We start from the raw sequence: 12,326 nt of genomic DNA, 5'->3' as shown, positions 1-12,326 counted from the left end.
AAAATTAAAAAATTTATTCTTCTTAATTTTTAATTTTGCATTTTTAATTTTCATGTTTTTCCTGCCAATTTTGGCAATGAGAAGTAGAAAGTTGCTCCACCCTCTACCGCACCCTCTGCCCAGGTTCGACCGCCATGACGATGGATAATTCGCTGGACGTTCGCCAATCCAATGCCAGTCCCCTCGAACTCTTGTTGGCTGTGCAGGCGCTGAAATACGCCAAAAAGTTTGTGTACGTACTGCATATCGAATCCTACGCCATTATCACGAATAAAAAAGACAACCTCAGACTCATTGTCAGTGCTGCCAATTTCTATTTCGGCATGGGTGCGTGTCTGCGTGTACTTAATAGCATTCGCTATCAGATTCTGGAGTACCAGCCGTAACATGGAAGGGTCGCCTTGGACTTCAGGTAAGTTTTCAAGTTGCCAAGTTACCGCCCGGTTATTGATTTCCGGCTCTAGATCGCGTTGGACTTCTCGAACCAGCCGATCCATATTAATCGATGCATAGCGCATCTCAGTGCGCCCCATGCGGGAAAAGGCGAGCAGTTCATCGACGAGAACTCCGGCTTGTTTAGTGGTCTGGGCAATCGTTTTGAGATAACGCAGACTGGTTTCATCGAGGGTTGTTGACCCTAGCCGTTTTAGGAGCAAGTCCACGAAACCGCTAATATGGCGAAGTGGTGCCCGCAAGTCATGGGAAACCGAGTAGGAGAAAGATTCAAGTTCTTTATTAGCAGCTTCTAGTTGAGCAGTCCGTTCTTGGACCCGTTTTTCTAACTTTTCATTGAGTTGTCGAATCGATGCTTCAGCTTCTTTGCGATCGCTAATATCGATACACGAGCCGATATAACCCAGAAAAATGCCCTCTGGCGTAAATCGGGGAATCCCAATATTTAGAAGCCATCGGTACTCCCCATCAAAGCGTCTGAGGCGATATTCCATTTTTAAATCTTGACGGGCATCAAAGGCATTTACATAAGTGTCTGAACAAAACTGGGAATCATCGGGATGAACTCCTTCCATCCAACCATTGCCCAGCTCTTGTTCCGTTGTCCGTCCGGTAAAGTTCAGCCAGGGTTTATTGAAGTAATAACAGAGCTTGTCTAAACCAGACATCCAAATCAAGACGGGAGCCGTATCTGCCATTACGCGAAAGCGTTCCTCACTTTCGCGTAATGCGGCTTCAGCGTACTTGCGATCGCTAATGTTGCGGAAGTATAGCGATAGTCCTCCGGTTTGTGTCGGGTAGGCGCGGGCGGCAAACCAAGCGTGGAACGGTGGATAATAATCTTCTAGTTCCATCGGGACTTGCTCGGCAACTGTCCGCCGATAAAGCTGACCGAAGTTGGTGGCTTCTAGATCCGGAAACTCTTCCCACAAGTTAAGCCCTAACAGTTCTTCAGGCGAATGACCCAAAGTTTTGGCTCCCTCTTGGTTGAGGTAGGTGAAACGCCACTCGCTGTCGAAGGCGAGAAAGCCGTCGGTGACACTTTCGAGAATATTGGAGATTTCCTCTCTAGCGGCTTCTGCTTCCGCACGGGCAATTTGCTCCAAGGAAAACAGCAGGGCGCGTTCTGCCTCCACTTGTTTGCGATCGCTAATATCCAGTACGAAAGCTACACCCTCTTGTTGGGAGTCGTTGAGCAAGGCAATCCCCAGAACGATCGGCACTCGCTTGCCGTCCCGTTGGACGTACTCTTTCTCGTAAATATTGGAAACTCCCGTTGCTAAAACCTCTGCGATCGCTCGCTCATCTACGTGTTGGTACTCTGGGGGCGTTAGGTTTTTCCAACTGATTTTTCCCAATTCGGTAAATTCTTCGCGGGTGTAGCCAACCAAGCGGAGGTAAGCGTCATTGGCTTCGGTGATGAAACCATCCAAATTCCAGAAGGCAATGCCGCTCAGGTTAGAGTCGAACAGTCTACGGAAGCGTTCTTCCGAGCGACGCAGCGCTTCCTCAGCCGCTTTGCGATCGCTAATATCGCTGACTAAGCCGACAAATCCTTCAACTTGCCCAAGACTGTCAAACTGGGGAATGTAAGTGGCACTGATGTAGCGGGTATCACCATCTTTATAGGGGAGTTTGGTTTCGTAAGTAACTTGTTTTCCTGACAAGACTGTCTCAATATACGGACGAGTCGCTTCATAAGCGGCTTCGCCAAGAACCTCCCGAACGTGCTTTCCATTCACTTGCGTGCCATAATCCCCGAACCATTCTTCATAGGCTTTGTTGTGAAAGCGATAGCGCTGTTCTGAATCGATATAGGCAATCAGGACGGGCAAGGCATTCGTAATCAGGCGGAGTTCATCTTCTCTTTTTTGCAGCGCCTCCTGCGCTTGCTTAGGCTCGGTGATGTCCCGGAAATAAATACTCAGTCCGTCTTTGGAAGGATACGCATGGATCTCTAACCAGATGCTTAATGGCTCGTATAACACCTCGAAATGGACAGCCACCTGCTCGGCAATTGCTCGTCGATATTCTCGCTCAACTTTCGTCCCTACTGACCAAGGCCATTGCTCCCAGTGAGTTTTGCCAATGATTTCCTCCGGCTTTTGCCCGTTGAGCCTCGCCGTTTCATGGTTTACATAAGCGATCCGCCACTGACGATCCAAGGCGACAAACGCATCAGTGATGCTCTCTAGGATGTTCGTAACGCGACGGGTGGACTCCTGTAGGACAAACTCTGCTTGCTTGCGATCGCTGACATCGGTAATCATGGCAAGGGTGCCGAGGAATTCTCCTATGTCGCTGAAAATTGGACTGGTGCATACAATTGCCCAGAGATTCGAGCCGTCTTTACGGCGAAATTGCCAGTCATATTGAGCGGTGACGCCTGGGTTGGGTTGTGGTATTTTTTGCAGTGCCTCTCCGCGCGATGCTTCATCCACAAAGTCGAAAATTGAGAGATCGCGCATTTCCTCCACGCTATATCCCAGCATTTGCGCCATCCGCTGGTTGACGTAGTCTGTCTGTCCTTGGGTATCGATTGTCCAAATGCCTTCGTTGGCAGTATCGATGAGGCGACGATAGCGCATCTCACTTGCCTGTAGCTTCAGCAGACTCGCCTCTAGCCGCTGTTTGGCAGTGTGTAGTTCCGAGTTCAGCGAGCTGATGAGGAACGTCACGAGAAGGAATACACCCAATCGCACCACGAGGCTCGGGCTGGCGACGCCTAAAGAATAGAGCGGGTCTAACAAGAGGAAATTGGTAACGAAAGCCGATAAAATTGCAGCTAGCAGCCCCGGAACCATGCCACCATACCAGGCACTAATCGACACTGCTGCATAAAAAAAGGGGAAAATGAGCGGTCCCATCAGCGGCTGTAACAGGCGTGTCAGCAGCAGTGCTACGACCACGGTTAAGACAGCCACGCCATAGCTCAGGAGTTGGGAGCGTGTTACTTTCAGCATGAACCTTTCAAGATTGAAATCCAGAGCGCACCTTCATCAAGGCTTTTTTAACCCTAAGGTAGATGACAATTTTTTGGCATTCACCTTATGGATTATTTATTGAGTTGTTAGGATTCGTAATGATTAGCAGCGATCGCGCTCAAAATCGCAACTCGCCACTTTTTCCCGGTATCTTTAGGTTTTAGTGTCTAAATTCACGCGAATCTCGTTCATTCAATGCGATCGCTCTGGAAATTTATTCATAAAATTTAAATTAAACTCAGTTGATAAAAACGACATGAAAACAAAAAAATACTTGGCGCATAGAGTTCGCATCTGAATAAACTTATGCAAACCCTCCGCGAAAGTTAGTCTGCTTTCATCGAACTAATCTGGGATCTGCCCAAGTAATCCGCACCATTAGCCATTCTCTTTTCCGCAATGACCACTGACGACATCGCTGAAGAATATGTCAATTTGATGGCAAAATTAATTGATTTGCCGCTGGCTCCAGAACACCATCCAGGTGTGGTGGAGAATCTGAGTAAAATTGCTGCGATCGCGCAACTCGTCAACGAGTTTCCTCTGCCCGATGAAATCGAAGCCGCACCCGTGTTTCAACCATGAGCCAAGCCTATCCTGACGCTACTCAAATTGCCTATGCCGTGCGGAATTCTGAAGTTTCAGCAAAAGCCGTCGTTGCTGCTACCTTGGCGAGAATTGCCGACCAGAATCAGACGCTGAACTGTTTTACGGCTGTTACGGCTGAGACGGCAATTGCAGACGCCGAAACCATCGATCGCGCGATCGCTCAAGGCGACGATCCGGGTGTTTTAGCAGGGGTACCTTTCGCCGTTAAAAATCTCTTCGATATCGCGGGTTTAACCACCCTCGCAGGCGCAAAAATTAACGCCGAAAATCCTCCAGCGATCCAAGACGCCACCGCCGTTGCCAAACTCAAACAAGCAGGTGCCGTCCTAGTCGGGGCGCTGAATATGGATGAGTACGCTTACGGCTTTGTCACTGAAAACAGCCACTACGGTACATCAGCAAACCCCCACGATCTGACTCGCGTTACCGGAGGTTCTTCTGGAGGTTCTGCGGCTGCTGTGGCATCTGGGTTAGTGCCGCTGACGCTGGGTTCGGATACGAACGGCTCGATCCGCGTTCCTGCGGCATTTTGCGGAGTTTTCGGCTTTAAGCCGACTTATGGGCGTTTGTCAAGAGCAGGCGCGGGATTGTTTTCGAGTAGCTTCGATCATATTGGGCCGTTTGCCCGTTCCGTGCGCGACCTAGCTGCCGTTTTTGATGTCTTGCAAGGGGCAGATGCCAGAGATCCGGTTTGTACAACTCGCCCCCCAGAACCGTGCTTGCCGTACCTCAAACGGAGCATTGAGGGGTTGCGAATTGCCGTGGCGGATGTTTATTTTGCCCAAGGTGCAGAACCAGAAGCGTTGGAAGCGGTTGCTAATGTCGCGCGGGCGTTAGGCGTGCAAGAAACTGTCACCATCCCGGAACCCCATCGGGCAAGGGCGGCGGCGTATGTGATTACGGCGAGTGAAGGGTCGAATCTGCATTTAGCTTCCTTGCGATCGCGTCCTCAAGATTTCGATCCGGCAACCCGCGATCGCTTTCTAGCGGGTGCCCTCATTCCAGCAAGCTGGTACATTCAGGCGCAAAGATTTCGGCAATGGTACCGCGATCGCGTTCGGGAAATCTTCAGCGAGGTTGATATCATTCTCGCCCCAACCACTCCCTGCATTGCCCCTCCGATTGGACAAGAAAAAATGGCGATTGCTGGCGAGGAGGTGCTAGTCCGTCCCCACCTAGGACTCTTCACGCAACCCCTATCTTTTATTGGTTTGCCGGTTCTCTCTGTCCCCATTCATCGCCCCGATGCCATGCCTTTAGGAGTGCAAATCATCGCCGCACCTTACAACGAGACGCTGATTCTCCGGGTGGCGGCGGTACTGGAGGCACAGGGTATTATTTCAGCGCCGATTGCTAATAGCGATCGCGCTTAACCCGATACATCTCGTTATCGAGATTCAGTTTTTAGAAATCCCATCCCTGATAACGTCGGGGTACGGGGGTTTCTGATCTATCGTTGCCCAAAAGTTAAAGGGTATCCCAAGAAAAAACCTCGGTTGTGTATGCCGAGGTTAATGTCTAGAGAAGAGATATCCGGTTTAGGAAAGTGTTTTAGCCGTGTTGAGCTTTTTCAAACCCCCGATCTTGCTATGGGTGTCAATCGCTCTAACAACCACTCTGTAACACTTCCAGAATTCTTTAATTTTTGAAGTTTCTGCAACAGTAAAGCCATTACACCTTCGTAGGGAGCGGTTTATGTGCGATCGCTTGGATTGGCTGCTACTGCTTTCTTCGGTTTCTTGCCTGCTTTTAGCTCTTGTTTTTCGTCGAAATGCATCTCTAGTGGTTCGCCGACATACACATCAGCCTCCATAAAGAAGCTGTCGGCAGTCATACACTCATCGAGGGTTAGGGTATTCCCTTCTTTATTGGTGTATCGCATGAATGTGTAACCTCGTGTGAACCTATGTAAACTAATATAACATCTTTATTTCATTATCTTGACAGAATTTCAATTTCATAATAAAAATCATGCTTTGGGAGGAGCATCCTGATGCATGCGAATTTAGTCCCACCGCCTCAAGCTTGGGGATATGTGCGTATTCAGTCCGCCTAGTCGCCCTGACATTTTTGCTGTCATGGGGCACACTTCATCGAATTGATTAATTGTGCAAGACACAATAGGTCATTTTCCGGTAAAGATTCAGACACCGGCAGGTAAAGCACATGCTGGATCAGCCGTTGTGCATGCCCAGCTGCTTCAGTCGCTGGTTTGTCACCTGACGAAGCGTTATCTATATCTATAAAGGTCAAACTGGTATTTCCTTGAGTGGCGTCAAAACCATGCTCTCTAAGCTTTGCCATCACTGATGGGGGATTTGAAACCAGTATGGGAACAACCCAAAACGAGTTGTACTCAGTTTTGCTTCCAGGGCAAGTAATTTCGGGTTTGAGAAGAGACAGAAATTTGCGGGCATTTTTTGACCGCCTTTCAAACCATTGGGTATCGCAGGTTCTTAATCTCCGCCTCAAAAGAACCAGCATCCGAGTCGGAGGACGATACCTAAGTTTTGTCAGAATATCTCCTTGAGAAAACCCCCGTGTCATTGAGTTGATCGCGGAGTCGAGATTCTTTCCCAAATATTTAAGAAAAACCAGTAGAGGGTAATATATCCAAGGAATCGAAAAAAGCTTTAAGCAAAAATACTTAAGAATACGTTTAAAAAACCAAGGCTCGCTCTTGGAGGGATATTGTTGCTCGATCTCTCTCATTTGTTGAGCAAGCGATCGCTCTCGAATGATAGCGATCGCTCCTCCAAGCGCCGTACAGGACTTGATCGGGCCAAAACTAAATAAACTTACATCTGCGTCCTGATAACCGTGATATTTGTCACCGGCAAAAGCTTGGGCACAATCCTCTACTAAGAAAATCTGGTGTTTCTTGCACAGTTCGCCATAAGGCTTTAGATCCATAATCGAGCCGAATAAATGTGCCACAATCAAAATTTTACTTTTTTCCGAAATCAGAGATTCCAGTAAATTGAGATCGGGTGCAAGCGTATCTAAGGAAATATCAACGGGTATCGGCACTAACCCATGCCGTTTCACCACATCAACCATATCCCGAATATTAACAGCACTCATCAACACTTCCGACCCAGCAGGAAGGTTTAATGAGTGTAGCAGCAGATCGAGAGCTGTTCTAACTGAAAGCGTAACTAGAACCTTGCTACACTCATCAATTTCTTCGTCCCATCTACGCTTAAATCCAGGCTTAGGGAGAATTTTGACGCGATCGTATTGTGTTTCTAAAAGTTCTCGCCCCAGCCAATCAAGTTGAATGTCTCGGATGATTTGCTCTCTGTTTGGGAAGTAAAGAAAGGAAAAAAGACTTGCTATAAGGTCGGAAAAGCTAATATGCAGACGCAATCTAGGATAAACTTTCAACCTTGTTACAGGCGACTTTAAGCTCGACGCTAACGATAAGTTGGTTGTCACATCTTTCACCAGTCGCATTACCCGCCCGGAGCTTAATTCCTGGCTAACAGAATCAAGTCTTCTAAGAGAAGACTGCCTAAGAATTTTAGTTTATTTCAATGGACTTGAGCGATGAGCCTTGAACTTGAGTTTAAGGCGGACTTGGGGCTACACAAAGAGCGCACTCCAAGAACTTCAATTACTTTCCCAAACAATCCTGCTACTTGGTCGCGACACCGGCGATTTGAGGGCTAACAATGGGGAAATCGATCTCAAACTTTTCGTAATTGAGGCGGTCAAAACCAGCGTTTTCCAATGCTACCCAAGTTTCTCGATCTGGGTTGCAACCATCAGCAAGAAATTTCCACACTGGACGCACACCCTCTTGTACCCGTCGCAAGAAAGTGTCTTGGGGGGCGGCGACGTGTTCGATAAACAAGAAGCGTCCGCCGGGTTTGAGGACGCGCAAGATTTCATGGAAAGTTGCTGTTAAATCCGGCACCGAACACAAGACAAGGGTACTAACAACCGCATCGATACTGTTATCTTCAGCTTCCAGTCGTTGGGCGCTAATACTGCGGATATCGGGATTGTTTAAGCCATTTCGTTCGGCTTCTTTTCGCAGATAAGGATGCATATACGGGTTCGGCTCGATGCCAATCCAGCGAATGTCTTTGGGATAATAAGGGAAGTTAGCACCCGTTCCTGGGCCAATTTCCAACACATCGCCGTGCAAGTCAGAAAATAGATCGCGCTTGCGATCGCTTACCAGTTTTTCATATCCAGCGTTGCCTTTGGATAGCAACCAGGCAAATAAGCGCTTATTCCAGCAACAGGGACAGCTTTGCATTTGTAACTCCATAGAAATTTCTTATTATCTACTAGCTGCTGACCGAGTGCTGAGTGGCTGTGCTGGGCGGCTATAAAAATACCCTAGGGGCATGGCAATACCATATCCCTAGGGAACACGAACTTTATACGTTATTTAAGCCCGATTCCTTATTCAATCGTCAACTTAAATGTGTATCTGGAATTGGTCAGCTTATAAGGCTGTGCAACCACAACCCGGTAATCGCCTGTTGATGTTGCCTCGAAATAAATATTTTGTGGGTGTTCCATCACTTTTCCGTTAGGCCAAACGAAGGTGAAGCCAGACAGTCCTTCGTCGTTGTTATCGGCACCTACGCGATCGCCTTCCCAGGTTACTTCTGTAATAATTGTTTGACCTTTCCGTGCCCTGAAAGTATAGATGTCTTTTTTGCCTAGGGGCACCGCTCCCTTAATCGTAGTAGAGCTTCTCCCCCGTGCAAACTGTACGCGCCGATTGACGCCGGTTTGGGGTTGGGCGGCAATTTGGAGGGTAGTATTGCCTACGTTAGTCTTAGAAACATGAATACCGGAAGCGTTGTTAGTGAGTGCTGTCGCCCATGCTTGGGAGTTCAACAATAGAAATGCGCCTGCACCGAGTAGCGCCAGCGTTGAAACATATTTGTAATTAAATTTACGAAGACCGAATGCCATGTGTTAACCTTCCTTTGAACTGAAGACGAGTTGTCGGCATCTGCACTTAGCACCCTTCAACTGCCTGCTTTTTGGTTCTTCAAATCGACGAAAAGCATTTCCAGAAATCGGGCAAAACCAAGGCTTGTTAGGGTTACAGAGCTTTACAGAGCGTGTGTGCGCGGGGAAGGAAAATCGTCATTAGACGCAGGAATGACCAATGGCAATGATGAAAACTTACGACTGGATTGTTGTCGGCGGCGGCATTACAGGCGCGGCGCTGGCTTACGAACTGGCAATCAAAGGCTTTTCGGTTCTTTTGTTAGAGCAACACGCCTCACTGCAAGGTGCCACTCGCTATAGTTATGGTGGAATTGCCTACTGGTCAGGGACGACTGAGTTGACGCGACAGTTATGTGCTGAGGGGATTGAGCGTCACCGCATTTTATCTGAGGAATTAGACACCGATACCCAGTTCCGCGAATTGGATTTAATTTTGACGATTGGTACTGATGACGATCCGGAGAAAGTTGCTGCCAACTACGCTGAGTTTGCAATTCCGCCTCGGTTACTCAGCGTTGCAGAAGCTTGCGAGATAGAACCGCTACTCAATCCAGATGCGATCGCTGCTGCTTTAACGGTTCGTCACGGTCACATTGAACCCGAAAAACTAACTCAAGGCTACACTCAAGCTTTTCGCCGCGCTGGGGGTGAGGTGCAAATCGATCGGGTGGTGGAACTACTCGGCACAGGCTCAAAGATTCAGGGAGTCAAAACCCCAACGGCAACCTACCACGCTGCCAAAACGGTTATTTGTGCCGGTGCAATGAGTCGGACGCTACTCAAAGCTGCGGGTATTCCCATCCGCTTGTATTTCACCCATACCGAACTCATCGAAACGCCACCCGTTGATGTACAGTTGCAGACAACGGTGATGCCAGCAGAGATCAAACGCTTTCAACTAGAAGCCCAAGCAACTATCCCTGAATACGATCGCTTATGGGATGAACCCGATTATGAGCCTGTTCCACCGATTCTAGATGCGGGTGCGATTCAGTTCAAAGATGGCAGTTTACGCATCGGTCAAATTAGCCGCGCGATCGCGAACCCCGACGCTAAAATTGATGCGGCTCAAAGTGAAGCGAACCTTCGTGCTGCGGTGGGGAAAATCTTACCTGCACTAGAAAATCTACCCGGAAAGTGGCATCACTGCTTGGTTGCGTTTAGTAGCGATCGCCTTCCCTTAGTTGGGGCACTCAATAACGTAGACGGCGCTTATCTCTTCTCCGGATTCTCAAATCCCTTGGTATTCGTGCCATCCTTAGCCAAGCATTTTGCTAGTTGGGCAGCAGGTCAAGAAGACGAGGTTCTCACCCAATTATCGCCGCTACAGTTGTAGCGATACAATCCCTATTAGTCTGCGTAGGCAGGCTTTGTTTGTATAGCCGCGACTTCAATCGTCAGGGGTTTTTACTATGACAACCACGAGTTTATTGATTTTTGCGATCGCTGGACTCTTTGCCGGAATTCTTGCGGGATTTTTAGGCATTGGCGGTGGTACGGTTCTTGTCCCCTTATTAGTCGCTTTGAAATACACACCCGTGCAAGCGGTTGGCACCAGTAGCCTAGCAATTTTAATTACGGCAATTTCTGGCAGTGTCCAAAACTGGCGGATGGGGTTATTCAGCTTCAAAAGAGTGATTGCCATTGGATTTCCTGCTGTAGTCACTGCACAAATTGGTGCTTATTTAGCTACCCAATTCCGTCCTTATTTACTGCTAGCAGCTTTTGGATTATTGCTACTTTTAAATATTTACTTAGTTGAACTACGCAAGCAGCTAACAATCAAGAAGAAGCAGGAAGAAGAACAGGAACTAAAAACTCCAGGTAGCCACGATACCATCCCTAAAAATTCAAACATCTTCTTCAATCCAAATTTTGCCAGAATTGCCACTGGCAGCGCTGCTGGGATACTCGCAGGTTTATTTGGGGTTGGTGGCGGTGTAATTATGGTGCCGCTGCAAATTTTACTTTTAGGAGAAACCATCAAAGTCGCCATTCAAACCAGTTTAGGTGTCATCGTTATTACAGCTATATCAGCGACTATCGGACACGCTTTCAGAGGCAATGTTTTGTTAGTTGAAGGACTTCTTTTAGGATGTGGTGGTTTCTTGGGGGCGCAAATAAGCACGCGCTTTCTACCCAAATTGCCCGATGAAGTCGTCAGTTTAGCCTTTCGCACCTTGCTAGGGATTTTATCTATTTATGTCTTTTGGCAAGCATGGCAAAACTATAACAATTTTAAAATTTAAGCTTATATAAAAACTGTTTTTAGATAAGTTGAAACTTTAAATTACAATAATTACCTTTCTCTATTTAACCTGAGTTCGGGTTAAGCCGAAGGGAGGAAAAACGCATTGATATTGAGAGAGGGCTTCTTAGGCTGATGGCAATAGGCAATTAATCCACAGACCAAATTCACCAAGAAATTGACCGGACTGCGATGCCTAGAATGCTCAATGTGAGAGATGTTTTTCAATTGGTCGATAATTGTCTCAATTATGGAGCGTTTGCGGATAAGCAGCTTATCTATCAGTGGCATCAGCTTATTCTTCATATTGCGCTTCGGCTTAGTAATCAGTTGAATCCCCATCTGGGTTAATAGCTGCTCAAACAACTTTTGCGATATATAGCCTCGGTCAGCCACCACCTTACCAGACAACCCTTTGAGTAGAGTCAGCACAGGCTTACGGTCATCTATATTGCCAGCAGTGACAGCGATATTCAGCAGTTCCCCTTGGTCATTACAAACCAGATGTAGTTTAAAGCCGAAGAACCAATCTACACAAGTCTTACCTCGCCTGCCGATATCCTTGAACACCTTGTGGCTTTTGATTCGTCGGTTATGACAGACCGCAATCTTGGTCGAGTCCATTACAGACACACCTGTACACTGACCAAAACAACTGTGTAGATAGGTACTTAAAGGAATCAGGGTGGAAGGCATCCATTCTACAAAGCGTTGATAACTCACCAACTTGGGAAAGGCTGCACTCCACTGTCCATGTACCTTCTCTTGGTAAAACGCTTTAAAATTCCGGTAATGAGATTGATGAAATGCAATCTCGATGGTCATAATTTCGCTCAGGCACAGTTGACGATGGCGGTGGCGATGTTTGAGTGCATCCCTCATCAGTTGTTTATGCCACAAAGGTTCAAAAAGAAGGCAGAAATCATCGACAGAGCAAAAAAGTTCTTCTAGACTAAGCATGGGACGAGCCTGTAAAGCTGTTGTGTGATGACTTTTAGCTTACTCGCTTGTCCCCTCCTTATCCCGAACTCAGGTTATTTATTGAATTTATT

At 47.4% G+C, this 12,326-nt stretch carries 10 protein-coding genes; 4 read left to right on the top strand and 6 right to left on the bottom strand.

The window, feature by feature from the left end:
* Positions 1–50: 50 nt before the first annotated feature.
* Entirely contained in the window at positions 51–3,416 is a 3,366-nt protein-coding gene (locus tag NDI44_RS20455; protein WP_190411432.1) for a PAS domain S-box protein, read from the bottom strand.
* Between the two features lie 420 nt (positions 3,417–3,836).
* Between NDI44_RS20455 and NDI44_RS20450 the strand changes: the two genes are divergently transcribed.
* Positions 3,837–4,022 (top strand): DUF4089 domain-containing protein, encoded by a 186-nt coding sequence (locus NDI44_RS20450; RefSeq protein WP_190411431.1) that lies wholly within the window; start codon positions 3,837–3,839, stop codon positions 4,020–4,022.
* Positions 4,019–5,419 (top strand): AtzE family amidohydrolase, encoded by a 1,401-nt coding sequence (locus NDI44_RS20445; RefSeq protein WP_190411430.1) that lies wholly within the window; start codon positions 4,019–4,021, stop codon positions 5,417–5,419. Before NDI44_RS20450 ends, NDI44_RS20445 begins: the two co-directional genes overlap by 4 nt.
* Positions 5,420–5,739: 320 nt before the next feature.
* Here the strand turns inward: NDI44_RS20445 and NDI44_RS20440 are convergent, their stop codons facing one another.
* The 4 genes from NDI44_RS20440 to NDI44_RS20425 all read right to left on the bottom strand — a co-directional run bounded on the left by NDI44_RS20440 (position 5,740) and on the right by NDI44_RS20425 (position 8,984).
* The gene (locus NDI44_RS20440) at positions 5,740–5,928 is read right to left on the bottom strand and encodes a hypothetical protein (protein WP_190411487.1); all 189 of its coding nucleotides are present in this window, start codon (positions 5,926–5,928) and stop codon (positions 5,740–5,742) included.
* A gap of 194 nt (positions 5,929–6,122) precedes the next feature.
* Entirely contained in the window at positions 6,123–7,484 is a 1,362-nt protein-coding gene (locus NDI44_RS20435; protein WP_348235311.1) for an aminotransferase class V-fold PLP-dependent enzyme, read from the bottom strand.
* A gap of 199 nt (positions 7,485–7,683) precedes the next feature.
* Positions 7,684–8,313 carry a methyltransferase domain-containing protein gene (locus NDI44_RS20430; protein ID WP_190411483.1) on the bottom strand — a complete coding sequence of 210 codons (630 nt, stop codon included), beginning with the start codon at positions 8,311–8,313 and terminating at the stop codon, positions 7,684–7,686.
* A gap of 149 nt (positions 8,314–8,462) precedes the next feature.
* On the bottom strand, positions 8,463–8,984 hold the full coding sequence (locus tag NDI44_RS20425; protein ID WP_190411428.1) for a hypothetical protein: 522 nt from the start codon (positions 8,982–8,984) through the stop codon (positions 8,463–8,465).
* Between the two features lie 208 nt (positions 8,985–9,192).
* Here NDI44_RS20425 and NDI44_RS20420 point away from each other — a divergent pair, with 208 nt between their 5' ends.
* Positions 9,193–10,362: an FAD-binding oxidoreductase gene (locus tag NDI44_RS20420; protein WP_190411482.1), complete on the top strand. Its 1,170-nt coding sequence runs from the start codon at positions 9,193–9,195 to the stop codon at positions 10,360–10,362.
* 76 nt (positions 10,363–10,438) lie between these two features.
* A complete protein-coding gene (locus NDI44_RS20415) occupies positions 10,439–11,275 on the top strand; it encodes a sulfite exporter TauE/SafE family protein (protein ID WP_190411427.1) in 837 nt (278 codons plus the stop codon).
* A gap of 80 nt (positions 11,276–11,355) precedes the next feature.
* Here NDI44_RS20415 and NDI44_RS20410 read toward each other — a convergent pair whose 3' ends face one another.
* The gene (locus NDI44_RS20410) at positions 11,356–12,234 is read right to left on the bottom strand and encodes an IS982 family transposase (RefSeq protein ID WP_190411426.1); all 879 of its coding nucleotides are present in this window, start codon (positions 12,232–12,234) and stop codon (positions 11,356–11,358) included.
* Positions 12,235–12,326: the final 92 nt, after the last annotated feature.

Source organism: Trichocoleus sp. DQ-A3 (assembly GCF_039961975.1).
Classification (GTDB): Bacteria; Cyanobacteriota; Cyanobacteriia; order Cyanobacteriales; family FACHB-T130; genus FACHB-T130.
The sequence above is the reverse complement of the archived record's forward strand: the minus strand, read 5'-3'. Positions and strand labels throughout refer to the sequence as shown.

Excerpts from the sequence above, each read along its gene's own strand:
- NDI44_RS20455 (WP_190411432.1), bottom strand. The coding sequence starts at position 3,416 with ATGCTGAAAGTAACACGCTCCCAACTCCTGAGCTATGGCGTGGCTGTC.
- NDI44_RS20450 (WP_190411431.1), top strand. The coding sequence starts at position 3,837 with ATGACCACTGACGACATCGCTGAAGAATATGTCAATTTGATGGCAAAA.
- NDI44_RS20445 (WP_190411430.1), top strand. The coding sequence starts at position 4,019 with ATGAGCCAAGCCTATCCTGACGCTACTCAAATTGCCTATGCCGTGCGG.
- NDI44_RS20440 (WP_190411487.1), bottom strand. The coding sequence starts at position 5,928 with ATGCGATACACCAATAAAGAAGGGAATACCCTAACCCTCGATGAGTGT.
- NDI44_RS20430 (WP_190411483.1), bottom strand. The coding sequence starts at position 8,313 with ATGCAAAGCTGTCCCTGTTGCTGGAATAAGCGCTTATTTGCCTGGTTG.
- NDI44_RS20425 (WP_190411428.1), bottom strand. The coding sequence starts at position 8,984 with ATGGCATTCGGTCTTCGTAAATTTAATTACAAATATGTTTCAACGCTG.
- NDI44_RS20420 (WP_190411482.1), top strand. The coding sequence starts at position 9,193 with ATGAAAACTTACGACTGGATTGTTGTCGGCGGCGGCATTACAGGCGCG.
- NDI44_RS20415 (WP_190411427.1), top strand. The coding sequence starts at position 10,439 with ATGACAACCACGAGTTTATTGATTTTTGCGATCGCTGGACTCTTTGCC.
- NDI44_RS20410 (WP_190411426.1), bottom strand. The coding sequence starts at position 12,234 with ATGCTTAGTCTAGAAGAACTTTTTTGCTCTGTCGATGATTTCTGCCTT.